This window comes from Pseudomonas sp. B8(2017) (assembly GCF_002113575.1).
In the GTDB taxonomy this organism is placed as follows: Bacteria; Pseudomonadota; Gammaproteobacteria; order Pseudomonadales; family Pseudomonadaceae; genus Aquipseudomonas; species Aquipseudomonas putida_Z.
The window spans coordinates 1-23,006 of the sequence record NZ_NEIO01000001.1; the positions used below are offsets into that span (position 1 = coordinate 1).

Sequence of the window (23,006 nt, forward strand, 5' to 3'; positions counted from 1 at the left end):
AGCGATAATCCACAGGCCAAGCTGTCGGCCGTGATCAACTAAACGGCAAGCTCAATGGCCAAAGCCATGATGAGTTACACCACTTCCCGGGACACGATCTTCTCCAGCGCCGAGGACAGCCACTGGCACGGTTCGCTAGCTAACCGTGTGTATTCCTCAGCGCCGGGGCTAGCAAGCGAAAACCCGCATGCTTTGCATCTGTTATCGAGCATCGAGTTATGACAGGTTTTCAAACTGCAATGTGGGCAGCAGTTTAAGAGTTCCGTTCGGTGGGAAGTACACGAGGTGACCAAAGTGATTTCCCAAGTTTCCTTCCAGTAGCCTCCCTCAGCCAGGCACTGCGCGCAGAACCTGACACTGCGCACCGACCAAATCTTAAAAGGCCTGGTTATGGGTGAGCGAAGCTCTACTGCAGCCTCATGCCAACTCCGCGGTGTACCACAATGGCGGATCCACTCTTTAACGTCAGAGTCATCCGCCTGCTTGAAAGCTCTGAGCGCGTCGTTACTGGTGAGCCCGTTAGCCAGGGCGAGCCGTTGCAAATAGCCTGAGAGGCTTTCGTCGTGATGAGGTCGAGGGTTAATTAGAAGACCAAACATTCCTACACATCCATGAAATCGAAGAAATAAAGATCAGAGGAGTAGGGCCGGGCTACACCCAGCCCTCATCATGAGCACTAGTCCTCTTCAACTTTCGCGAACGGCTCGTCCATCCCAATCAGTGGCTGGAAATTGAAACTCCCACTGAAGGGGTTACGTTCCTCTGTGGCTCTGCTCCATACCTCATCCTCGAACGCCTCTGCGAGTACGGGTAGCTCAATTCCTGCTATGCCACGACTTACGGCCAGCCAGACGGCTCGATCCACGATCTTGATGAGGTAATCAATCAAGCCATAGGAGGCTAGGTGAAAGCGTTTGATCATTGTTGGCTCAGTGAAACTCACCGTAGGAACAGGCAGTTCGCCCTGAATCGCCCCAAGAAGCATCACGAACTGGACTGAGGATTTGCCGGTCAAGGTGAAGCGGTCATAATCCACCGTGGCCGAAAACCTGCGGCGCAGTTGCTCGTTCGCTTTAAGTAAACGCTCAGTACGCTTCAGACCAAGCAAAACGAACGTGATGCTCGTATCGTTCATCAAGCTCTTGATCCAGTCTGCTGTCTCATAAGCGCCGTGTCGGTGATAGTCGACCAGGTGCTGTACCTCATCGAGCGCTACCACCTCCACACCGAGATTCTTCAAGAGCAGGACCACACGGGCAAATTTCACCTCGCCAGAATGTCCCCGCGCTGTTGCGAATGGATCCTTAAGCGCTGTAAGCATCGCTGCCGCGAGACTCTTCTTGGTGGGCGACGAAGGTATCTCTACAAACAAAACAGTCCGCTTTTCTGAATCAATGCTGCCGGCATCCTCTAATGACCGAATGTATTCCATGATCAGAGTGCTTTTGCCTACGCCACTAGGGCCCTGGATCAGTAAACCGTTACTCGTCCCGGCGCGCCGACTATCGGCGTGCACCTCGCTGAGACGGGTCAACGCTCGTACCGCCTGGGAGCTGTGGATAAACCTGTGTCGTAGCGAGAAGGCGAGCTTTGGCGACTCAGAGACATTCATGGTTTGTTACTCCCTGCAGGCGAACGGAACGAAACTTTGAAAGCAGCAGCGGGTGGTATGTGATCAATCGAATCGTCGGCCCATTCCATTTCGCCGAGTACTTTAGGAGGAGGCTCGATCTCGCTCTTGCGGCCTTCTTTATCAATTTTGGCTCGGGCAGCTTCGCGTCTCTGCCTGAGCTTCTGCGAAAGGCGAGCCTCTTCGACATCCTCCATGATTTCCTGATAGCACTGGTGAGTAGCTTCGAAGCTTGGTTGCTCACCGTTTTTTTCCCGCAGCGCTTTTTCTGCAGCCCTCCACAGCTCCCGGCTCTTGCCAACCATGCGCTTGTCTTTCGCTGGTACTTGAAAGAACAAGTTTCTGAAGCGATCGTGCACCCAAACGTGTCCGGCCTCATCGCGATAACGAACGTTAACCTTCTCACCCTCTGCCAGACGCATGCGCAGTTCTGCGAGCTCCGTGGAGTGATAGAACAACTTTCCAACCTCGACTCCGTAATGGTGAACCTTCACCGAGCTGCGCTTGGCCAAGATGCATTCCAACGAATCTAGGTCTACGGGGAGAGAGATGACGTGATTCGCCTCGCTGGTCGCCCAGACCTGGGCAGGAGTCCGCATCGCTAGTCCCCGGTGCGGCGTTTGGTGATAACCATCCACAATCCATTTCACCAGCACCGCTTCCAGTTGGGGCAGAGTGAAGCAAGCATTCTTCTCGGAGTCGTAGTCACCACGTTGTTGAATATTCGAGAAGGTGGTTCCAGGTAGGTTATGAATCAGCCCCAGGTTCTGGGTACTGAAAAAACGTTCCACCGCACCTTTCTTCTGAGGAGACCTGGAAGCGGGGTACATAATCTCAATACCCAGTTCGTTGAACCCCATGATGAGGTCACCAGCGTGAAATTCAGCTGCGTTGTCCGGAACGATCCGTGTCGGTAAGCCTCGGGCCCACCATTCATTCCGCACCTTAGGAAAGCGCGTGAGCAGCTCGGCTTTGGGACGAATAGCGCGCTCAATGACCCGAAGAACGGTCTCTGTGTTCGGCGCCGAGAGGTGAAGCAGATAGCCCATCACCATCCGGGAGAATCGGTCCATGACAATCGTCAGGTAGGGGCGTCCGATACTGAGTCCCGTGGTTTCATCCACCAGCTGTACGTCTAGTTGAGTGTGATCAATCTCCCACCGCTCCAAGATCTCATGAACGCGCAGCATACCTATGGCCGTGCGGTGTTTTTGCTTGGCGGCGTGTTTCCCCAGCCTAGCTTCATCAACTAAGTACGGATCCAGAGCTGCGATATACCTACGGACAGTCATCGCAGATGGAATCCTGAGCTGATTGGAGGGCAATCGGGATAAGTTTTCCTCCTCTACTTTAGTTTTGAACTGAGCCGCGACCTTACTAACGCCAGGCAGCACGTCCTTGAGGTAGCTTTTTTTGATCACACCATCGAGTATCTCCTTGAGCTCTCCCTGGATCGCAGGAGTCCGCCCTTTTTTGGCATGCTGAGGGATAAGCTTCGTGACATTGTCTCCTATGTATTTGGAGGCCCAACGTCGGATCGTTGATATGGAAGGTGCACAGGCATCCCCAATTTTCTGGGCGATTCTCTTAATATCTACAATCATGTCTTCTTCACTCGGCAGCTTGTTTTTACCGCGCTCAGTCAACGCGTTCAGATACTCGCGTCGACGCAAGGCCTCACCCCTGTGCTTTTCGGGGAAGCATGAAATGTCTGGAGGGATGGTCCGGACATACGGAACCCTCCCGAGGTAAGGCTGATCAGCAGCGACCTCAATCTCACGCCTCTCATAGCCTTGATAAAACTCTTTCTCGGACAGCTTCGTGGGTTCGCCGAGCTCATCGAAAAAGAGCAACCTCCGGTCAATGAGCCTCTTCTCAAGGACCATCAGGACGCCACGCACAATGACGACCAATTTCACCCTAAGGGAAAAGGTCTGCATGACGGTGCCCTCCCTGAAGGAAGATCGGGGAGTTAGTGTCGAGGGGCTTATTGAGTTCGATACCCACAATGCCCAACCCAAGCAGACGCCAACCCGGCCTCTCACCCACAGCTAACAAAAGATCGGAAACAGTCTTGGGGACCTGGTCATTGAGGACAGTGAGCACCTCCTCAAGCTTCTCAGCCGAAAGCACTGGACCACGCCGGTGAGACATCAAGTGACGAAGGTTGCTAGCAAGGGGCTCTTCTTCAATCAGCTTGTCAGTGACTACCGAAAAGTTACGGCCGGTAGATATGAAATGGCGTTCAGCTGTTTCCAGCCGATCTCTGACTCTGGCTATGTTTAGGCGTTCTTCCGGCTTCACCTCAAACCACCAGTCCCGCCCATCTGAGAGGAAAACTCGTACGTCGGGGTAGTATTTGAAATACCCCTGAGCTGAGGGAACACGCTCCTCACTGGGCTGAACGACGTAGCTGATGACGGCAGGCGACAGCTCAAGAAGCCGAAAGAAAGCTCCCTCCAGCTGGGATTCCCAGGGCACAGGCTTTTGATTTTTCAGCGATGGAAAATACCCGCGGAAATGGTTAGACCGACGTGTGACTACCTTTCTCACCGTCATGAAACACCTCCAAAAATCTCGAAACGAGCGCCGCCGCTGCACCAAAAAAATGAGGCGCAGGGCAGGCTAAGGGAGGCCTTTCGACAGGCAACACTGTGCCGTCGAGTGGCCTCGCTAAGGTCGAAAAGATGGGAGAGGATTGACAGGGGCTTCGAAAAAGCAGACATTGCGGTTTCTCACGTCGCAAGTCCGCTTCGCTAAGCGCGGTCAGAACCTCTCGGTTTTGGTCGCGTTTTTCTACATTTGGGCCTCCATTTTCTGCTGGAGTGGTCTGGATTTGATGACTAATCAGAATTTCCAGAGATCGCCTTGATCTCTTTCTTTCTAAGCAAGACGCTTGTCACCGCACCAGCAGTTTCAATTTGATCTTAGGTTTTTGCTTCAACTGTCTGATTGGCATAAACACCCAATCTGGAAGCTAGAAAATGCGGTCATAGATCTTATTCAAACACTCCATTGAAATCTACAGTTAATCCAACTAGCCAGTTTGGTGTTTCTTACAGTTTCCTGTTATCTGTATTAAATTAATACAAGCAGATTTAATTAATCTGCTTGTATTCCGGTGCATTATTAAAGACTTTCTGGATTCGCTACTCCCTTCCAGATTCATCCGCCGAGCCCTTCGGCCTGATCTTCCTTTCCACATCCGTACGCAGACGGCCAGCCTCAGACCAGCCGTTGGGGGCAGGGTGCCCGCAGGAATTGGAAGCAAAAAAAAACCCGCTAATGCGGGCTTGATGTTGACCGGCGGAGACCAAGATTTGGGCCCGGCCGGTCATCTATTTGTGAAAGCGTGCAGCTTTTCTGTGAACCTACACCGGATCAGAAGTCCAGGTTCGATACCGACAGCGCGTTGCTTTCGATGAAGTCACGACGCGGCTCGACCGCATCACCCATCAGGGTGTTGAAGATCTGGTCGGCTGCGATCGCATCCTCGATGGTGACCTTGAGCATACGGCGGACGGTTGGGTCCATGGTGGTTTCCCACAGCTGCTCAGGGTTCATCTCGCCCAGCCCTTTGTATCGCTGGATGGTGTGGCGCTTGGTGGTTTCGTTCATCAGCCAGTCCAGGCCTTCCTTGAACTCGACAATTGCCTTGCGGCGCTCACCGCGCTGCACGTAAGCACCTTCGCCCAACAAGCTGGACAGCTTGGCACCAATGTTGACTACGGTACGGTAGTCATTACTGCCAAAGAAGTCACGGTTGAAGGTGACGTAGCTGGCCAGGCCGTGGGAGGTAACTTCCACTTCTGGCAACCATACGTTGCGCTCTTTGTCTTCGCGCAGGCTGGCTTTGTAAACCAGGCCGGACTTCTGGCTGTTGTTCAGACGTTCCTGGAACTGGGCCAGCCAGGCTTGCATCACAGCGTGGTCACCCAGCTGTTCCAGGCTGACCTCCGGCAGGTAGATGAAGTGCTCGGTCAGCTCTTCCGGGTACAAGCGAGACAGACGCTTGAGTGTCTTCATGACACTACGGAATTCATTCACCAATGCTTCCAGCTGTACACCGGAAACCGCTGGTGCCGACTCGTCCAGGTGCAGGCTGGCATCTTCCAGGGCCGACTGGGTCATGTACTCTTCCATGGCCTCGTCGTCCTTGATGTACTGCTCCTGCTTGCCTTTCTTCACCTTGTACAGCGGTGGCTGGGCAATGTAGATGTAGCCGCGCTCGACCAGCTCCGGCAGCTGACGGAAGAAGAAGGTCAGCAGCAGGGTACGGATGTGCGAACCGTCAACGTCAGCATCGGTCATGATGATGATGTTGTGATAACGCAGCTTGTCGATGTTGTACTCTTCGCGGCCGATACCGCAGCCCAATGCAGTGATCAGCGTGCCCACTTCCTGGGACGAGATCATCTTGTCGAAGCGCGCTTTCTCGACGTTGAGGATTTTACCCTTCAACGGCAGGATTGCCTGGGTACGACGGTTGCGGCCTTGCTTCGCCGAGCCACCCGCGGAGTCACCCTCCACCAGGTACAGTTCGGAAAGGGCAGGGTCCTTTTCCTGGCAGTCCGCCAGTTTGCCTGGCAGGCCGGCAATATCCAGCGCGCCTTTACGGCGAGTCATTTCACGGGCTTTACGTGCCGCTTCACGGGCACGGGCAGCATCGATCATCTTGCCAACGACGGCCTTGGCCTCGTTCGGGTTTTCCAACAGGAAGTCGGCGAAGTACTTGTTCATCTCCTGTTCCACGGCGGTTTTCACCTCCGAGGAGACCAGCTTGTCCTTGGTCTGCGAGCTGAACTTAGGGTCCGGCACCTTAACCGAGATGATCGCAGTCAGGCCTTCACGGGCGTCGTCGCCAGTGGTCGCCACCTTGTTCTTCTTGGCCAGGCCTTCCTGTTCGATGTAGCTGTTCAGGCTACGGGTCAGCGAGGAACGGAAGCCCACCAGGTGAGTACCGCCATCACGCTGCGGAATGTTGTTGGTAAAGCACAACAGGTTTTCGTTGAAGCTGTCGTTCCACTGCAGGGCGACTTCAACACCCACGCCATCGTCACGCTGGACGTTGAAGTGGAATACCTGGGAGTTGACCGGGGTCTTGTTGGTGTTCAGGTATTCAACGAACGCACGCAGGCCGCCTTCGTACTTGAAGAACTCTTCCTTACCGCTACGTTCATCCTTCAGCAGGATGCCAACGCCCGAGTTGAGGAACGACAGCTCGCGGATACGCTTGGCCAGGATGTCCCAGCTGAAGTGAATGTTCTTGAAGGTTTCAGCCGAAGGCTTGAAGTGGATGTGGGTACCGGTGGTTTCGCTGTCACCGACAACCGCCATCGGCGCCTGGGGAACACCGTGAACGTAGGTCTGTTCCCAGATTTTGCCGCTACGGCGAACGGTCAGTACCAGTTTCTCGGACAGGGCGTTCACAACAGAAACACCTACGCCGTGCAGACCGCCGGATACCTTGTAGGAGTTGTCGTCGAACTTACCGCCAGCGTGCAGCACGGTCATGATGACCTCGGCTGCGGAAACGCCTTCTTCTTTATGCACGTCGACCGGAATGCCGCGACCGTTGTCGCGCACACTGATGGATTCGTCCGGGTGGATGATGACGGTGATGTCATCGCAGTGACCGGCGAGGGCTTCGTCGATCGAGTTGTCGACCACCTCGAAGACCATGTGGTGCAGGCCGCTACCATCATCGGTGTCGCCAATGTACATGCCGGGGCGCTTGCGCACGGCATCCAAACCTTTCAGCACCTTGATGCTGGAGGAGTCGTACGTTTGATTTTCGCTCATGCATTCACTCCCGATGGTCGTGGGTCTGGGTGATACGGCCTTGTTCCACGTGGAACAAAGCAACTGGCGTTTCCGTCTGCCAGCCTTCCCTCAGTAATTCGTGATCTACACAGGTGATGAACACCTGGCAGCGTAATTCTTCAAGCAAGCGACACAGCGCGCGGCGATGCTGGTCGTCCAGTTCGGACGGCAAGTCATCCACGAGATAAATACAGTGACCGCGGCGAGCCTGACTAACGAGGTGGCCTTGGGCAATGCGCAATGCGCACACCACCAGCTTTTGCTGACCACGCGACAGGATGTCGGCTGCATTGTTGGCAGCCAGACGAAGACGCAGATCAGCACGCTGCGGACCGGCCTGGGTGTGGCCCATCTGCTGATCGCGAAGGAGAGAGGAAGCGAGTACTTCTTGCAGTTCCCGGTCCTTGTCCCAGCCTCGGTAGTAGCTAAGGGTCAACCCGTCCAGTTCGACCAGTTCGCTCAGGGTTCGCTCGAAGACGGGCTTCAAGGCCTTGATGTAGTTGCGACGGTATTCATCTATTTCCGCACTGGCCAGGCACAATTCCCGGTCCCAGGCGGCTTGCGAAGCTGGGTCAAGTGTACCATGCCGCAACCATGAGTTCCGCTGCCGCAGTGCCTTCTGCAGCCGTTGCCAGGCTGGCAGAAAACGAGGTTCCACGTGGAACACCCCCCAATCCAGGAACTGGCGGCGTATTTTCGGAGCGCCTTCCAACAAGCGGAAACTGTCTGGATTGATGAGCTGAAGCGGTAGCAATTCAGCCAGTTGCGCCGCACTCCGCGCATTCTGCCCATCGATGCGAATAGTGAACTCCCCCTGCCGCTCCCGGGATACACCCAGGTTACTGCTGCCACCCTCGGCCAATTGCACTTCGCCGAACACGGTACAGGCCGGTTGTTCGTACTGGATAACCGGGTTCAGGCGGGTGCTGCGGAACGAGCGCGCCAGCCCGAGCAGGTGCACGGCCTCCAGCACGCTGGTTTTGCCGCTGCCGTTGGCGCCGTAAAGGATGTTGATGCGGGGGGACGGTGAGAGTGTCACCGGGTGCAAGTTGCGCACCGCGGTGACCATGATACGTCGAAGAGACATTTCGCCTGCTACGTTACAGACGCATCGGCATGACAACGTAGGAAGAATCGTCATTGCCAGCTTCCTGCAGCAGGGCACTGCTGTTGGAATCGGACAGGATCAGACGAACTTGCTCGGTAGTCATTACGCCCAGCACGTCCAGCAGGTAGCTGACGTTGAAGCCGATTTCCAGCGAGCTACCTTCGTAGTCCACGCTGATTTCTTCTTCAGCTTCTTCCTGCTCGGGGTTGTTGGCCTGGATCTTCAGTTGGCCAGCAGCCAGTTGCAGGCGGATACCGCGGTACTTTTCGTTGGAAAGAATCGCAGTACGGCTAAAGGCTTCACGCAGCGCCTGACGGTCGCCGACCACCAGCTTGTCACCGCCCTTGGGCAGTACGCGCTCGTAGTCCGGGAACTTGCCGTCCACCAGCTTGGAAGTGAAGGTGAATTCACCAGTGGTGGCGCGAATATGGTGCTGGCCCAGGACGATGCTGACCATGCCTTCCGGGTCGGTCAGCAGGCGTGCCAGTTCGAGGATACCTTTGCGTGGCACGATGACCTGGTGGCGATCATCCTGCTCGATCGGTGCGCTCATGGAGCACAGCGCCAGGCGGTGACCGTCAGTGGACACAGCTCGCAGGGTGTTGCGGGAAACCTCCAGCAGCATACCGTTGAGGTAGTAGCGCACATCCTGCTGGGCCATGGCGAAACTGGTGCGCTCGATCAGGCGGCGCAGCTTGCTCTGTTCCAGGTTGCAGGTCAGCGAGCCCGGGCCTTCTTCCACGGTCGGGAAGTCATTGGCTGGCAGGGTCGACAGGGTAAAGCGGCTGCGACCGGCCTTGACCAACAGTTTCTGCTCGTCGACCTTGATATCGATCAGGGCGTCGTTCGGCAGGCTTTTGCAAATGTCCATCAGCTTGCGTGCCGGGACAGTGATTTCGCCAGGCTCGGCCGGCTCTTCCAGTTGCACGCGGCCTACCAGTTCGACTTCCAGGTCGGTACCAGTCAACGACAGTTGCTGGCCTTGCACGACCAGCAATACGTTGGACAGGACCGGCAAGGTCTGGCGGCGCTCGACGACACCGGCGACCAGTTGCAGGGGTTTCAACAGGGCTTCGCGTTGAATGGTGAAATGCATGGTCTAGTCCCTTGCCTTCAATTAGCTGCGCAGACGGCCATCAGGTCGTCAGCGTCCGCAGCAGGTTCTTGTAGTCCTCGCGGATGTCCGCGTCGGATTCCTTCAGTTCGTTGATCTTTCGGCAGGCGTGCAGCACGGTCGTATGGTCGCGACCACCGAACATGTCGCCGATTTCCGGCAGACTGTGGTTGGTCAGTTCCTTGGACAGGGCCATGGCCACCTGACGTGGACGTGCCACGGAACGCGAACGACGCTTGGACAACAGATCGGAGATCTTGATCTTGTAGTACTCGGCGACGGTACGCTGAATGTTATCCACACTGACCAGCTTGTCCTGGAGCGCCAGCAGGTCCTTGAGCGACTCACGAATCAGTTCGATGGTGATGTCGCGGCCCATGAAGTGCGAGTGAGCGATCACCCGCTTCAATGCGCCTTCCAGTTCACGGACGTTGGAACGGATGCGCTGGGCAATGAAGAAGGCCGCGTCATGCGGTAGTTCGACTTTGGCCTGGTCGGCCTTCTTCATCAGGATCGCCACGCGGGTTTCCAGCTCTGGTGGCTCGACGGCAACTGTCAGGCCCCAACCAAAGCGCGACTTCAGACGCTCTTCCAGGCCTTCGATCTCCTTGGGGTAGCGGTCAGAGGTAAGGATTACCTGCTGACCACCCTCGAGCAGGGCGTTGAAGGTGTGGAAAAACTCTTCCTGCGAGCGCTCTTTACGGGCAAAGAACTGGATATCGTCGATCAGCAACGCATCCACCGAGCGGTAGAAACGCTTGAATTCGTTGATGGCGTTGAGCTGCAGCGCCTTGACCATGTCCGCGACGAAGCGCTCCGAATGCAGGTACACGACCTTGGCGTTCGGGTTTTTCTTCAGCAGGTGGTTACCCACAGCATGCATTAGGTGGGTTTTACCCAGGCCCACACCACCATAAAGGAAGAGCGGGTTGTAACCATGCTTGGGGTTGTCTGCCACCTGCCAGGCAGCCGCGCGCGCCAACTGGTTCGACTTACCTTCGACGAAGGTGTCGAACGTGAAGGTGCGGTTCAGGTAACTGGTGTGTTTGAGCGCACCTTCAACCTGCACGGTGCGCTGTTCGGTCCGGGCACTGCCAGCCGACGCAGAAGCCGGCTCGGCCATGGCATCGAAGCTGTCACGCGAGGATGACTCGGCCAGCTCATCGACCAGCACAGGCTCGGCCGCCGCCACGGCGACGGGTTCGACCGCTGCCGGCACTGCCTTCTGTGTCTGGCTCTGGGCCTGGGTCTGGGCCAGCGAGGCGGCCACCGCAGCACTTACTGGCGCGTTGGGTGCGGCACGTGGCGCAGAGCTGCGACGGCTGCCGATCAACAAGGAAAGGGCAGGCGCAATGCCGCTGCCGTTTTCGCCCAACAGCTCGAGCAAACGACCCAGGTACTTTTCATTGACCCAATCGAGAACGAAACGGTTAGGCGCATAGACGCGCAACTCGTCGCCTTCGGCTTCGACCTGTAGCGGACGGATCCAGGTGTTGAATTGCTGGGCAGGCAGTTCATCGCGCAGAAGCTCCACGCACTGCTGCCAAAGTTCCACTGACACGGATATCCCCTGAGTTTGAAAGCCGGATGAGGCAAAAACAAACCGCCATTGTACCGGTCGAGCGTTCAGTTATCCACATGTGGACACGTTAGGAACCATGACAAAACAGCCATTTATCGACCAAAACGGCTTCTTCGCACTGTGAATAAGCCCTGTGGATAAGCAGCCATGAGCGCTATGCACAACCCTGAGCTCAAGCCTGTTGATAACTCTGCTGTGGATAAGCGGCTATTTAATCCACAGCTTTTGACCACGAAGAAAACAAGCGCAGCACCGGTTGAGAACACAGTTGTAAAACTCTGTACAGCCCGGATTTTATGGCCTAAAGCAGGTTATCCACAGAAGGTTATCCACTTAAGATTTATAGATTCTTCAGAAAAGCTTTTTATATGTCTCTTCTTTTTTTTCATGTTGTCCCCAATTCGTGTGTCCGATCAAGCACCCTTGGGGGATGGACAAGCACGCACCGTCCATCACGTGCTCTATATGGAAAGACTGGTTGGAAATTGACCTACGGTCTTGCTTTCTCTAGAATCGCCGGTCTCTTAAAAAGGGGGCCATCCCGGCCCGTCGTCGACAAACCAGGTAACAAGCCATGAAACGTACTTTCCAACCAAGCACCATCAAGCGCGCGCGCACCCACGGCTTCCGTGCCCGTATGGCTACCAAGAACGGCCGCGCTGTTCTGTCGCGTCGTCGTGCCAAAGGCCGTAAGCGTCTGGCCATTTGATTTTTCGGCACAGGTGGTGAGTCAGGACTTCAGTCGGGAAAAGCGACTGCTTACACCCCGACATTTCAAAGCGGTCTTCGACTCCCCAACCGGCAAGGTTCCAGGGAAAAACCTGCTGATCCTTGCTCGCGAGAACGGCCTCGATCACCCACGCCTTGGCCTGGTGATCGGCAAGAAGAGCGTCAAGCTCGCCGTTCAACGCAACCGCCTCAAGCGCTTGATGCGCGATTCCTTTCGCCTGAACCAGCAATTGCTTGCCGGGTTGGACATTGTGATCGTCGCGCGCAAGGGATTGGGTGAGATAGAAAACCCGGAATTGCACCAACACTTTGGCAAACTCTGGAAACGCCTGGCGCGCAGCCGGCCCACTCCAGCAGTGACCGCCAATTCCGCAGGGGTAGACAGTCAAGATGCGTAAACTGGCGCTCGTTCCGATCCAGTTTTACCGTTACGCCATTAGTCCTCTGATGGCCAACCACTGTCGTTTCTTCCCCAGTTGCTCCTGTTACGCTTATGAAGCCATCGAAAACCACGGCCTCTGGCGTGGTGGGTGGCTAGCCGTTCGTCGCCTGGGGCGTTGTCATCCGTGGAACGACGGCGGTTTCGATCCCGTTCCTCCCGCTCCTTCCTCCCGAACTTCTTCGATAGCCGAGTAATCATGGATATTAAACGCACGATCCTGATCGTCGCCCTGGCAATCGTGTCCTACGTCATGGTCCTCAAGTGGAACCAGGACTACGGCCAGGCTGCCCTGCCGACTCAGAATACTGCTGCCAGCACCGTTGCCCCGGGTTTGCCGGATGGCGTACCGGCCGGTAACGCCGGCGCCAGCGCCGATGTGCCAAGCGCCAACGCCGAAACCAGCGCAGCCGAACTGGCACCGGTTGCGGTCAGCAAGGACCTGGTCCGGGTCAAGACCGATGTCCTGGAGCTGGCTATCGATCCGGTCGGTGGTGACATCGTCCAGCTGAACCTGCCGCAGTACCCACGTCGCCAGGACCACCCGGACATTCCGTTCCAGCTGTTCGACAACGGTGGCGAGCGTGTCTACCTGGCACAAAGCGGCCTGACCGGCGTCAACGGTCCGGATGCCCGTCCTGCCGGTCGCCCTCTGTACGCTACCGACAAGAAGGGTTACCAGCTGGCCGATGGCCAGGAACAACTGGTGGTCGACCTGAAGTTCAGCGACAACGGCGTCAACTACATCAAGCGCTTCAGCTTCAAGCGCGGCGAGTACGACCTGACCGTCAGCTACCTGATCGACAACCAGAGCGGTCAGGCCTGGAGCGGCAACATGTTTGCCCAGCTCAAGCGTGACGCCAGCTCCGATCCGTCGTCGAGCACTGCCACCGGCACCGCCACCTACCTGGGCGCTGCCCTGTGGACTGCTTCCGAGCCTTACAAAAAGGTCTCGATGAAGGACATCGACAAAGGTAGTTTGAAAGAAAATGTGTCCGGCGGCTGGGTTGCCTGGCTGCAGCACTACTTCGTGACCGCCTGGATTCCGGCCAAGTCGGACAACAACGTTGTCCAGACCCGCAAGGACAGCCAGGGCAACTACATCATCGGCTACACTGGCCCGGCCATCAGCGTGCCTGCTGGCGGCAAGGTCGAAACCAGCGCCATGCTGTACGCCGGCCCGAAAATCCAGTCCAAGCTGAAAGAGTTGTCCCCAGGCCTGGAACTGACCGTCGACTACGGCTTCCTGTGGTTCATCGCCCAGCCGATCTTCTGGCTGCTGCAACATATCCACAGCCTGCTGGGTAACTGGGGCTGGTCGATCATCGTGCTGACCATGCTGATCAAAGGCCTGTTCTTCCCGCTGTCGGCTGCCAGCTACCGTTCGATGGCGCGCATGCGTGCCGTTGCGCCGAAGCTCGCTGCACTGAAGGAACGCTTCGGTGACGATCGCCAGAAGATGTCTCAGGCGATGATGGAGCTGTACAAGAAAGAGAAGATCAACCCGCTGGGCGGCTGCCTGCCGATCCTGGTGCAGATGCCAGTGTTCCTGGCCCTGTACTGGGTACTGCTGGAAAGCGTGGAAATGCGCCAGGCTCCATGGATGCTGTGGATTACCGACCTGTCGATCAAGGATCCGTTCTTCATCCTGCCGATCATCATGGGCGCCACCATGTTCATCCAGCAGCGCCTGAACCCGACGCCGCCGGATCCGATGCAGGCCAAGGTGATGAAAATGATGCCGATCATCTTCACCTTCTTCTTCCTGTGGTTCCCGGCTGGTCTGGTGCTGTACTGGGTTGTGAACAACTGCCTGTCGATCGCACAGCAGTGGTACATCACCCGCAGCATCGAAGCAGCCAGCAAAAAAGCTGCTGCTTGACAGGCTACTGCGCTAGCCTGTGAATAAAAAACGCCCCCTAGTGGGGCGTTTTTGCTATCTGTCGTTTTTGTCGTAGAGGCTTTCGAGCATGAACACTGTGCGTGAAACCATCGCCGCCATCGCCACCGCCCAGGGCCGCGGCGGTGTGGGTATTGTCAGGTTGTCCGGCCCTCTGGCTGCCAAGGCCGGCCAGTTGATCACCGGCCGTACGCTTACCCCGCGCCACGCCCATTACGGCCCGTTCCGCGACGAGGAAGGCCTGGTGCTGGACGAAGGGATTGCGCTGTTCTTCCCTGGGCCTAATTCGTTCACCGGCGAGGACGTGCTGGAACTGCAGGGCCACGGTGGCCCGGTGGTGCTGGATATGCTGCTGCAGCGCTGTGTACAGGTTGGTTGCCGGCTGGCTCGCCCGGGTGAGTTCAGCGAGCGTGCATTCCTCAACGACAAGCTCGACCTGGCCCAGGCCGAAGCCATTGCCGACCTGATCGAAGCCAGTTCCAGCCAGGCTGCGCGCAATGCCCTGCGTTCGCTACAGGGGGAGTTCTCCAAGCGCGTGCACTTCCTGACCGAGGCGTTGATTGCGCTGCGCATCTACGTCGAGGCGGCGATCGACTTCCCTGAAGAGGAAATCGACTTCCTCGCCGACGGCCATGTGCTGACGATGCTCGATACGGTGCGGGGAGAGTTGTCCAAAGTACAGCGTGAAGCCGGGCAGGGGGCCTTGCTGCGTGACGGCATGACTGTGGTCATCGCCGGTAGGCCGAATGCCGGCAAGTCGAGCCTGCTGAACCAGCTGGCCGGGCGGGAAGCGGCCATCGTGACTGATATTGCCGGCACCACGCGGGACATCCTGCGCGAACATATCCACATCGACGGCATGCCGCTACACGTGGTCGATACTGCCGGTTTGCGCGACACCGATGACCATGTGGAAAAGATCGGCGTGGAACGTGCGCTGAAGGCCATTGGCGAGGCTGACCGGGTGTTGTTGGTGGTGGACTCCACCGCGCCCGAGGCCAGCGACCCGTTCGCCCTGTGGCCAGAATTTCTCGACCAGCGGCCAGACCCGGCCAAGGTGACGCTGATTCGGAACAAGGCCGATCTTAGTGGTGAGCGGGTAGCGCTGGAACAGTGCGATGACGGCCATGTAACGATCACCCTCAGTGCCAAAGGGGACGATGCAGGGCTGCAGTTGCTGCGTGACCACCTGAAGGCCTGCATGGGTTATGAACAGACGGCCGAGAGTGGTTTCAGCGCTCGCCGGCGCCATCTGGATGCCCTGCGCCAGGCCAGTGAGCACCTGGAACATGGCCGTGCACAACTTACCCTGGCTGGCGCGGGTGAGCTGTTGGCGGAAGACCTGCGGCAGGCGCAGCAGGCCCTGGGGGAGATTACCGGGGCATTCAGCTCTGATGACCTGCTGGGGCGGATTTTCTCCAGCTTCTGCATCGGCAAATAATTCACAGCCAGGCAAAACCAAGAGCCGCTCCTTCGGGAGCGGCTTTTTTTTGCCTCAAATTCTTTGCAACAGATGACTGTGTTCAGGCGAACCGAGTACCAGTGGGAGCGGGCGTGCCCGCGAAGAGGCCCTTACCAGCCCTGAGTCTGTGTGGCTGTACCGACGCATTCGCGGGCTCGCCCGCTCCCACCTTGTCCGTATCTGGCCGCCAGCTCGAGGATTTTTTCAATCTCAGGCTGACTACGGGGCGCAGGAGCCCTGTGGAAAACTCGCCTTCAGCCCCGTTGATAAGCAGGCTTTTTTTCTGAGGACAAACCCGCTTGTGGGTAAGCAGCCATTTAATCCACAGGCTAAATCGTGTTATCCATAGCCCTCATGGTACTCCAGCCACAGGGTTTAATTTTTCTCTACACGGCATGAATAAAGGCCTACATAACCTTATCCACAGCAAAGCTTGTGCATAAGAATAAACATAAAAACAAAGCTTTTTTAAATTTTTCCTCTTTGATTTCTGTTGGCTGCCACTCATCCACAGACTGGTCAAAATTTGCTCAGACGGTTTCTTTAAAGGGGGTGAAGTCCCTATACTTGTCCGCTTACCTTCTCTATTCGCAAAAACAGGCACGAGGTGCGTGGTGGATTTCCCTTCCCGTTTTGAAGTGATCGTCATCGGCGGCGGCCATGCCGGTACCGAGGCTGCGCTTGCGTCTGCACGCATGGGTGTGAAAACCCTGCTGCTGACCCATAACGTGGAAACCCTCGGTCACATGAGCTGCAACCCCGCCATTGGCGGTATTGGCAAAAGCCATCTGGTCAAAGAGATCGATGCCCTCGGCGGCGCCATGGCGCTGGCCACCGACAAGAGCGGCATCCAGTTCCGCGTTCTGAACAACCGCAAGGGCCCGGCCGTACGCGCCACCCGTGCACAGGCCGACCGCGCCATCTACAAGGCAGTGGTGCGCGAAATCCTGGAAAACCAGCCGAACCTGTGGATATTCCAGCAGTCCTGCGACGACCTGATCGTCGAGCAGGACCAGGTCAAAGGCGTGGTGACCCAGATGGGCCTGCGTTTCTTCGCCGAATCGGTGGTACTGACGACCGGTACCTTCCTCGGCGGGCTTATCCACATTGGTTTGCAAAACCATTCCGGTGGTCGCGCCGGCGATCCACCTTCGATCGCCCTGGCCCACCGCATGCGTGAACTGCCGCTGCGCGTCGGCCGCCTGAAAACCGGTACCCCGCCACGCATCGACGGCCGCTCGGTGGACTTCTCGGTGATGACCGAGCAGCCAGGCGATACGCCGATCCCGGTGATGTCGTTCATGGGCAACGCCCAGATGCATCCGCGCCAGGTGAGCTGCTGGATCACCCACACCAATGCGCGCACCCACGAGATCATCGCCTCGAACCTCGACCGTTCGCCGATGTACTCGGGTGTCATCGAAGGTGTCGGCCCCCGCTACTGCCCGTCGATCGAAGACAAGATCCACCGCTTCGCCGACAAGGAAAGCCACCAGGTGTTCATCGAGCCGGAAGGCCTGACCACCCATGAGCTGTACCCCAACGGTATTTCCACTTCGCTGCCGTTCGACGTGCAGCTGGAGCTGGTGCGGTCGATCCGCGGCATGGAGAACGCCCACATCGTTCGCCCGGGCTATGCCATCGAATACGACTACTTCGACCCGCGCGACCTCAAGTACAGCCTCGAGACCAAAGTCATCGGCGGCCTGTTCTTCGCCGGCCAGATCAACGGCACCACCGGTTACGAAGAAGCCGGCGCCCAGGGTTTGCTGGCCGGGACCAACGCCGCCCTGCGGGCGCAGGGCCGAGACAGCTGGTGCCCGCGCCGCGACGAGGCGTACATCGGCGTACTGGTCGACGACCTGATTACCCTGGGAACCCAGGAGCCGTACCGCATGTTCACTTCGCGTGCCGAGTACCGCCTGATCCTGCGCGAAGACAACGCCGACCTGCGCCTGACCGAAAAGGGCCGCGAACTCGGCCTGATCGACGACCAGCGTTGGGCCGCCTTCTGTGCCAAGCGCGACGGCATCGAACGCGAGGAGCAGCGCCTGAAGTCGACCTGGGTACGCCCGAACACCGAGCAAGGCCAGGCCATTGTGGATAAGTTCGGTACCCCGCTCAGCCACGAGTACAGCCTGCTCAACCTGCTGGCGCGCCCGGAAATCGACTACGCCGGGCTGATCGAGGCAACCGGCGGCGAAGCGATCGATCCACAGGTCGCCGAGCAGGTCGAAATCCGCACCAAGTACGCCGGCTACATCGACCGCCAGCAGGATGAAATCGCACGTCTGCGCGCCAGCGAAGACACCCGCCTGCCTGTGGATATCGATTACTCGACGATTTCCGGCCTGTCCAAGGAAATCCAGGGCAAGCTGGGCCAGACCCGTCCGGAAACCCTGGGTCAGGCTTCGCGTATCCCGGGCGTGACCCCAGCGGCGATTTCCCTGTTGCTGATTCACTTGAAAAAACGCGGCGCTGGCCGCGAATTGGAGCAAAGCGCTTGAGTTCCCTGGTCACCCCGCAACACGCTGAAGAGTTGTCCACAGGTGCGCGCCAGCTCGGTGTCGAGCTGAGCGCCGAGCATCATGAAAAGCTGCTCGGCTACCTGGCCCTGTTGATCAAATGGAACAAAGCCTACAACCTCACCGCCGTGCGCGACCCCGACGAGATGGTGTCGCGTCACCTGCTCGACAGCCTCAGTGTCATGCCGTTTATCCACAGCGAGCGTGACAACTGGCTGGATGTCGGCAGTGGCGGTGGCATGCCCGGTATCCCATTGGCTATCCTGCATCCGCACAAGCGCGTGACGGTGCTGGACGCCAATGGCAAGAAGACCCGCTTCCTGACCCAGGTGAAAATGGAGCTCAAGCTGGACAACCTCACGGTTATCCACAGTCGGGTCGAAGCCTTCCAGCCGACACAACCGTTCAGCGGAATCATCTCCCGCGCCTTCAGCAGCATGGAGAACTTCACCAGCTGGACCCGCCACCTGGGCGACACCGGGACGCAATGGCTTGCAATGAAGGGGCTGCATCCTGCCGATGAACTGGTAGCATTGCCCGCAGACTTCACAGTGGAAAGCGAGCAGGCCCTGACCGTTCCAGGTTGCCAGGGCCAGCGCCATCTGCTGATACTGCGCCGCAAGGCATGACTGGGAACACACGCAACAATGGCTAAGGTATTCGCAATCGCGAACCAGAAAGGTGGTGTGGGCAAGACAACCACCTGTATCAATCTCGCCGCCTCGCTGGCCGCGACCAAGCGTCGTGTGCTGCTGATCGACCTCGATCCGCAGGGCAACGCCACCATGGGCAGCGGTGTGGACAAGCACGAGCTCGAGCACTCGGTCTACGACCTGTTGATCGGGGAATGCGACCTGGCCCAGGCCATGCATTACTCCGAGCACGGTGGTTTCCAGTTGCTGCCGGCCAACCGTGACCTGACCGCCGCCGAAGTGGTGCTGCTGGAAATGCAGGTCAAGGAGAGCCGCCTGCGCAACGCCTTGGCGCCGATTCGCGAGAACTACGACTACATCCTCATCGACTGCCCGCCGTCGCTGTCGATGCTCACGCTCAACGCCCTGGTCGCCTCCGATGGCGTGATCATCCCGATGCAGTGCGAGTACTACGCACTGGAAGGTCTCAGCGACCTTGTGGATAACATCAAGCGCATCGCCGCCCGGTTGAACCCGGAGCTGAAGATCGAGGGCCTGCTGCGGACCATGTACGATCCGCGCCTGAGCCTGAACAACGATGTCTCGGCGCAGCTGAAGGAGCACTTTGGCCCGCAGCTGTACGACACGGTCATTCCGCGCAACATTCGCCTGGCCGAGGCCCCGAGCTTCGGCATGCCGGCCCTGGCCTACGACAAGCAATCGCGAGGCGCGCTGGCTTATCTGGCGCTGGCCGGGGAACTGGTACGCCGTCAACGCCGTCAATCACGCACTGCACAAACAACTTAAGGAATCCGTATGGCCGTCAAGAAACGGGGTCTCGGACGTGGGTTGGATGCACTGCTCAGTGGTCCTTCCGTCAGCGCGCTCGAAGAGCAGGCTGTGAAGATCGACCAGAAAGAACTGCAACACCTGCCGGTCGAGCTGATCCAGCGTGGCAAGTACCAGCCGCGCCGGGACATGGACCCGGAGGCGCTGGAAGAGCTCGCGCACTCGATTCGCAACCATGGCGTGATGCAACCGATCGTGGTGCGCCCGATCGATGGCAACCGCTTCGAGATCATCGCCGGTGAGCGCCGCTGGCGCGCCACCCAGCAGGCTGGCCTGGACAAGATCCCGGCGATGGTCCGCGAAGTGCCCGACGAAGCCGCCATCGCCATGGCGCTGATCGAGAACATCCAGCGCGAAGACCTCAACCCGCTGGAAGAGGCCCTGGCCCTGCAGCGCCTGCAGCAGGAGTTCGAGCTCACCCAGCAACAGGTGGCCGATGCCGTGGGCAAGTCGCGGGTAACCGTGGCCAACCTGCTGCGCCTGATCACCCTGCCTGACGCGATCAAGACCATGCTCGCCCATGGCGACCTGGAGATGGGCCACGCCCGTGCATTGCTCGGCCTGGAAGAACACCGCCAGGAAGAGGGGGCGCGTCATGTTGTCGCACGTGGCCTCACCGTGCGCCAAACCGAGGCACTGGTTCGTCAGTGGCTCAGCGACAAACCTGATCCTGTCGAACCGAGCAAACCTGATCCGGATATCGCACGCCTTGAACAGCGGCTCGCAGAGCGCCTGGGCTCGGCCGTGCAGATCCGCCATGGCAACAAGGGCAAAGGCCAATTGGTTATTCGCTACAACTCGCTTGACGAGTTGCAAGGCGTGCTTGCTCACATCCGCTGAAACAATTCCCGTTGTAGCGCGCAGTCGGAAATCACTACCGAATAGTTGAATAGGGGTTAATCCACCCCTATACTCTGCGCGCATTTTGTCGGCACAAATTATGCCAAGTCATAACTGACTTGCTGGTCGACTTCCGAGGAGCAGTTGTGATGGAAATCCGCACGCCAAACCGCCTGCCTTTCCATCGCTGGGCGGTTTTCCCGGTACTGCTGGCTCAATTCGTCGTACTGCTGCTGGCAACGTTGGTGTTGTGGCAGTGGAAAGGGGCGGTCAGTGGATATTCAGGCCTTTGCGGAGGTTTGATTGCCTGGCTACCCAATGTGTATTTCGCCTGGAAGGCTTTTCGCTTCAGCGGGGCCCGGGCGGCACAAGCCATCGTCAAGTCGTTCTACGCTGGCGAGGCAGGCAAGATGATTTTGACGGCAGTGCTTTTTGCACTGACCTTCGCAGGAGTGAAGCCACTGGCGCCGTTAGCAGTATTCGGCGTCTTCGTGTTGACCCTTTTGGTCAGCTGGTTCGCGCCCCTGCTGATGAATAAAAGACTTTCGAGACCTTAGGGCGTTTGAGGCAACCATGGCAGCAGAAACCGCTTCGGGCTATATCCAGCACCACTTGCAGAACCTGACCTACGGTCAACTACCAGACGGCAGCTGGGGCTTCGCCCATTCGGCTGCAGAAGCCAAGGCAATGGGCTTCTGGGCGTTCCACCTGGACACCCTGGGTTGGTCCGTCGCGCTGGGTCTGATCTTCCTGTTCATCTTCCGCATGGCGGCCAAGAAGGCGACTTCCGGCCAACCTGGCGGCCTGCAGAACTTCGTAGAAGTGATGGTGGACTTCGTCAACGGCAGCGTGAAGGACTCCTTCCACGGCCGTAGCCCGGTAATCGCTCCGCTGGCGCTGACCATTTTCGTCTGGGTATTCCTGATGAACGCCGTCGACCTGGTACCGGTCGACTGGATTCCTCAGCTGGCCATCCTGATCTCCGGTGACCCGCACATTCCGTTCCGCGCCGTGTCGACCACCGACCCGAACGCGACCCTGGCCATGGCCTTCTGCGTGTTCGCCCTGATCATCTTCTACAGCATCAAGGTCAAGGGCCTGGGCGGCTTCATCGGTGAGCTGACCCTGCACCCGTTCGGCAGCAAGAACATCTTCGTTCAGATCCTGCTGATTCCGGTCAACTTCCTGCTGGAATTCGTCACCCTGATCGCCAAGCCGATCTCGCTGGCACTGCGTCTGTTCGGCAACATGTATGCCGGCGAACTGGTGTTCATCCTGATCGCTGTAATGTTCGGCTCCGGCCTGCTGTGGCTCAGCGGCCTGGGTGTGGTGCTGCAATGGGCGTGGGCTGTGTTCCACATCCTGATCATCACCCTGCAAGCTTTCATCTTCATGATGCTGACCATCGTCTACCTGTCGATGGCTCACGAAGATAACCATTAAGACCGCCTGGCGTGTCTGATAGCCTTCCCCGCCTGTTCGGGGGGAGGGCTTAAAAAGTCCGCAAGGGCATGCTGTACCAAACGATTTGTTTTACCGCTTCAAACTAAAAACCTAACCAATACGACGTAAAAGTCGGGAGGAAAGATGGAAACTGTAGTTGGTCTGACCGCTATCGCTGTTGCTCTGCTGATCGGCCTGGGTGCTCTGGGTACCGCCATTGGTTTCGGCCTGCTGGGCGGCAAGTTCCTGGAAGGCGCTGCTCGTCAACCAGAAATGGTTCCGATGCTGCAGGTTAAAATGTTCATCGTTGCCGGTCTGCTCGACGCCGTAACCATGATCGGTGTTGGTATCGCTCTGTTCTTCACCTTCGCGAATCCGTTCGTTGGTCAGATCGCCGGCTAATCACTCGTCACCACGAGTTGATGGCTGTATGAATTAAGACCGAGCGAGGTGTTGGCGTGAACATTAATGCAACCCTGATTGGCCAATCCGTTGCTTTTCTGATTTTTGTACTCTTCTGCATGAAGTATGTATGGCCTCCGGTCATCACTGCCCTGCAAGAGCGCCAAAAGAAGATTGCCGACGGCTTGGACGCTGCCAACCGCGCAGCTCGCGACCTGGAGCTGGCCCAAGAGAAAGCGGGTCAGCAACTGCGTGAAGCTAAAGCACAGGCAGCCGAAATCATCGAGCAAAGCAAGAAACGCGCTGCTCAGCTTGTCGAGGAAGCCCGTGATCAGGCCCGCGTCGAAGCTGACCGTGTGAAAGCTCAGGCTCTGGCCGAGATCGAACAGGAACTGAACAGCGCTAAAGACGCCCTGCGTGCCCAAGTGGGTGCCCTGGCCGTTGGTGGTGCTGAAAAGATCCTTGGCGCCACAATCGATCAAAACGCGCATGCGGAGCTGGTTAACAAACTGGCCGCTGAAATTTAAG

General features: G+C 57.7%; 22 protein-coding genes. 14 read left to right on the forward strand and 8 right to left on the reverse strand.

Annotated elements, in window-relative coordinates; all coding sequences use genetic code 11:
* Positions 1-74: 74 nt before the first annotated feature.
* From CAG22_RS28910 to dnaA, 8 genes are all read right to left on the reverse strand, one after another.
* The gene (locus CAG22_RS28910; protein ID WP_085703929.1) at positions 75-599 is read right to left on the reverse strand and encodes a TniQ family protein; all 525 of its coding nucleotides are present in this window, start codon (positions 597-599) and stop codon (positions 75-77) included.
* Positions 600-676: 77 nt separating this feature from the next.
* Positions 677-1,612, reverse strand: coding sequence for a TniB family NTP-binding protein (locus tag CAG22_RS00010; protein ID WP_085703931.1), 936 nt, complete (start codon positions 1,610-1,612; stop codon positions 677-679).
* On the reverse strand, positions 1,609-3,570 hold the full coding sequence (locus tag CAG22_RS00015; protein WP_085703933.1) for a Mu transposase C-terminal domain-containing protein: 1,962 nt from the start codon (positions 3,568-3,570) through the stop codon (positions 1,609-1,611). The genes CAG22_RS00010 and CAG22_RS00015 overlap by 4 nt, the downstream gene beginning before the upstream one ends.
* Positions 3,551-4,189, reverse strand: coding sequence for a TnsA endonuclease N-terminal domain-containing protein (locus tag CAG22_RS00020; RefSeq protein WP_085703935.1), 639 nt, complete (start codon positions 4,187-4,189; stop codon positions 3,551-3,553). Before CAG22_RS00020 ends, CAG22_RS00015 begins: the two co-directional genes overlap by 20 nt.
* 822 nt (positions 4,190-5,011) lie before the next feature.
* A complete protein-coding gene (gene gyrB, locus CAG22_RS00025; RefSeq protein ID WP_013970249.1) occupies positions 5,012-7,432 on the reverse strand; it encodes a DNA topoisomerase (ATP-hydrolyzing) subunit B in 2,421 nt (806 codons plus the stop codon).
* A 4-nt stretch (positions 7,433-7,436) separates the two neighbouring features.
* Positions 7,437-8,540 (reverse strand): DNA replication/repair protein RecF, encoded by a 1,104-nt coding sequence (gene recF, locus CAG22_RS00030; RefSeq protein ID WP_003260018.1) that lies wholly within the window; start codon positions 8,538-8,540, stop codon positions 7,437-7,439.
* A gap of 13 nt (positions 8,541-8,553) precedes the next feature.
* Positions 8,554-9,657 carry a DNA polymerase III subunit beta gene (dnaN, locus tag CAG22_RS00035; protein WP_003260019.1) on the reverse strand — a complete coding sequence of 368 codons (1,104 nt, stop codon included), beginning with the start codon at positions 9,655-9,657 and terminating at the stop codon, positions 8,554-8,556.
* A 40-nt stretch (positions 9,658-9,697) separates the two neighbouring features.
* Positions 9,698-11,236: a chromosomal replication initiator protein DnaA gene (gene dnaA, locus CAG22_RS00040; protein WP_085703937.1), complete on the reverse strand. Its 1,539-nt coding sequence runs from the start codon at positions 11,234-11,236 to the stop codon at positions 9,698-9,700.
* A gap of 168 nt (positions 11,237-11,404) precedes the next feature.
* Here dnaA and CAG22_RS26925 point away from each other — a divergent pair, with 168 nt between their 5' ends.
* The 14 genes from CAG22_RS26925 to CAG22_RS00105 all read left to right on the forward strand — a co-directional run bounded on the left by CAG22_RS26925 (position 11,405) and on the right by CAG22_RS00105 (position 23,005).
* On the forward strand, positions 11,405-11,746 hold the full coding sequence (locus tag CAG22_RS26925) for a hypothetical protein (RefSeq protein ID WP_139833368.1): 342 nt from the start codon (positions 11,405-11,407) through the stop codon (positions 11,744-11,746).
* A gap of 85 nt (positions 11,747-11,831) precedes the next feature.
* On the forward strand, positions 11,832-11,966 hold the full coding sequence (rpmH, locus tag CAG22_RS00045; protein ID WP_003253163.1) for a 50S ribosomal protein L34: 135 nt from the start codon (positions 11,832-11,834) through the stop codon (positions 11,964-11,966).
* Positions 11,967-11,979: 13 nt separating this feature from the next.
* A complete protein-coding gene (gene rnpA / locus CAG22_RS00050) occupies positions 11,980-12,384 on the forward strand; it encodes a ribonuclease P protein component (RefSeq protein WP_003253166.1) in 405 nt (134 codons plus the stop codon).
* Positions 12,377-12,622 carry a membrane protein insertion efficiency factor YidD gene (yidD, locus tag CAG22_RS00055; RefSeq protein WP_015268406.1) on the forward strand — a complete coding sequence of 82 codons (246 nt, stop codon included), beginning with the start codon at positions 12,377-12,379 and terminating at the stop codon, positions 12,620-12,622. The genes rnpA and yidD overlap by 8 nt, the downstream gene beginning before the upstream one ends.
* Positions 12,623-12,624: 2 nt before the next feature.
* A complete protein-coding gene (gene yidC, locus CAG22_RS00060) occupies positions 12,625-14,307 on the forward strand; it encodes a membrane protein insertase YidC (RefSeq protein WP_085703939.1) in 1,683 nt (560 codons plus the stop codon).
* Between the two features lie 88 nt (positions 14,308-14,395).
* Positions 14,396-15,766, forward strand: a complete 1,371-nt coding sequence (gene mnmE / locus CAG22_RS00065) for a tRNA uridine-5-carboxymethylaminomethyl(34) synthesis GTPase MnmE (RefSeq protein WP_085588876.1) — start codon at positions 14,396-14,398, stop codon at positions 15,764-15,766.
* Between the two features lie 635 nt (positions 15,767-16,401).
* On the forward strand, positions 16,402-18,294 hold the full coding sequence (mnmG, locus tag CAG22_RS00070) for a tRNA uridine-5-carboxymethylaminomethyl(34) synthesis enzyme MnmG (protein WP_015268403.1): 1,893 nt from the start codon (positions 16,402-16,404) through the stop codon (positions 18,292-18,294).
* Entirely contained in the window at positions 18,291-18,941 is a 651-nt protein-coding gene (gene rsmG, locus CAG22_RS00075) for a 16S rRNA (guanine(527)-N(7))-methyltransferase RsmG (protein ID WP_085703941.1), read from the forward strand. Before mnmG ends, rsmG begins: the two co-directional genes overlap by 4 nt.
* An 18-nt stretch (positions 18,942-18,959) precedes the next feature.
* The gene (locus tag CAG22_RS00080; protein ID WP_012274913.1) at positions 18,960-19,751 is read left to right on the forward strand and encodes a ParA family protein; all 792 of its coding nucleotides are present in this window, start codon (positions 18,960-18,962) and stop codon (positions 19,749-19,751) included.
* A 9-nt stretch (positions 19,752-19,760) separates the two neighbouring features.
* Positions 19,761-20,633, forward strand: a complete 873-nt coding sequence (locus CAG22_RS00085) for a ParB/RepB/Spo0J family partition protein (protein WP_075046821.1) — start codon at positions 19,761-19,763, stop codon at positions 20,631-20,633.
* Positions 20,634-20,782: 149 nt separating this feature from the next.
* The gene (locus CAG22_RS00090) at positions 20,783-21,190 is read left to right on the forward strand and encodes a F0F1 ATP synthase subunit I (protein ID WP_008092225.1); all 408 of its coding nucleotides are present in this window, start codon (positions 20,783-20,785) and stop codon (positions 21,188-21,190) included.
* Between the two features lie 16 nt (positions 21,191-21,206).
* Positions 21,207-22,076 (forward strand): F0F1 ATP synthase subunit A, encoded by an 870-nt coding sequence (gene atpB / locus CAG22_RS00095; RefSeq protein WP_003260030.1) that lies wholly within the window; start codon positions 21,207-21,209, stop codon positions 22,074-22,076.
* Positions 22,077-22,220: 144 nt separating this feature from the next.
* On the forward strand, positions 22,221-22,478 hold the full coding sequence (gene atpE, locus CAG22_RS00100) for a F0F1 ATP synthase subunit C (protein ID WP_003097235.1): 258 nt from the start codon (positions 22,221-22,223) through the stop codon (positions 22,476-22,478).
* Between the two features lie 56 nt (positions 22,479-22,534).
* Positions 22,535-23,005, forward strand: a complete 471-nt coding sequence (locus CAG22_RS00105; protein WP_003260032.1) for a F0F1 ATP synthase subunit B — start codon at positions 22,535-22,537, stop codon at positions 23,003-23,005.
* Position 23,006 lies beyond the last annotated feature (1 nt).

What these genes read in the sequence shown, in the direction of transcription:
- CAG22_RS28910 (WP_085703929.1), bottom strand. Translation starts at nt 599, where the DNA reads ATGTTTGGTCTTCTAATTAACCCTCGACCTCATCACGACGAAAGCCTC.
- CAG22_RS00010 (WP_085703931.1), bottom strand. Translation starts at nt 1,612, where the DNA reads ATGAATGTCTCTGAGTCGCCAAAGCTCGCCTTCTCGCTACGACACAGG.
- CAG22_RS00015 (WP_085703933.1), bottom strand. Translation starts at nt 3,570, where the DNA reads ATGCAGACCTTTTCCCTTAGGGTGAAATTGGTCGTCATTGTGCGTGGC.
- CAG22_RS00020 (WP_085703935.1), bottom strand. Translation starts at nt 4,189, where the DNA reads ATGACGGTGAGAAAGGTAGTCACACGTCGGTCTAACCATTTCCGCGGG.
- gyrB (WP_013970249.1), bottom strand. Translation starts at nt 7,432, where the DNA reads ATGAGCGAAAATCAAACGTACGACTCCTCCAGCATCAAGGTGCTGAAA.
- recF (WP_003260018.1), bottom strand. Translation starts at nt 8,540, where the DNA reads ATGTCTCTTCGACGTATCATGGTCACCGCGGTGCGCAACTTGCACCCG.
- dnaN (WP_003260019.1), bottom strand. Translation starts at nt 9,657, where the DNA reads ATGCATTTCACCATTCAACGCGAAGCCCTGTTGAAACCCCTGCAACTG.
- CAG22_RS26925 (WP_139833368.1), top strand. Translation starts at nt 11,405, where the DNA reads ATGAGCGCTATGCACAACCCTGAGCTCAAGCCTGTTGATAACTCTGCT.
- rpmH (WP_003253163.1), top strand. Translation starts at nt 11,832, where the DNA reads ATGAAACGTACTTTCCAACCAAGCACCATCAAGCGCGCGCGCACCCAC.
- yidD (WP_015268406.1), top strand. Translation starts at nt 12,377, where the DNA reads ATGCGTAAACTGGCGCTCGTTCCGATCCAGTTTTACCGTTACGCCATT.
- yidC (WP_085703939.1), top strand. Translation starts at nt 12,625, where the DNA reads ATGGATATTAAACGCACGATCCTGATCGTCGCCCTGGCAATCGTGTCC.
- mnmE (WP_085588876.1), top strand. Translation starts at nt 14,396, where the DNA reads ATGAACACTGTGCGTGAAACCATCGCCGCCATCGCCACCGCCCAGGGC.
- CAG22_RS00080 (WP_012274913.1), top strand. Translation starts at nt 18,960, where the DNA reads ATGGCTAAGGTATTCGCAATCGCGAACCAGAAAGGTGGTGTGGGCAAG.
- CAG22_RS00085 (WP_075046821.1), top strand. Translation starts at nt 19,761, where the DNA reads ATGGCCGTCAAGAAACGGGGTCTCGGACGTGGGTTGGATGCACTGCTC.
- CAG22_RS00090 (WP_008092225.1), top strand. Translation starts at nt 20,783, where the DNA reads ATGGAAATCCGCACGCCAAACCGCCTGCCTTTCCATCGCTGGGCGGTT.
- atpB (WP_003260030.1), top strand. Translation starts at nt 21,207, where the DNA reads ATGGCAGCAGAAACCGCTTCGGGCTATATCCAGCACCACTTGCAGAAC.
- atpE (WP_003097235.1), top strand. Translation starts at nt 22,221, where the DNA reads ATGGAAACTGTAGTTGGTCTGACCGCTATCGCTGTTGCTCTGCTGATC.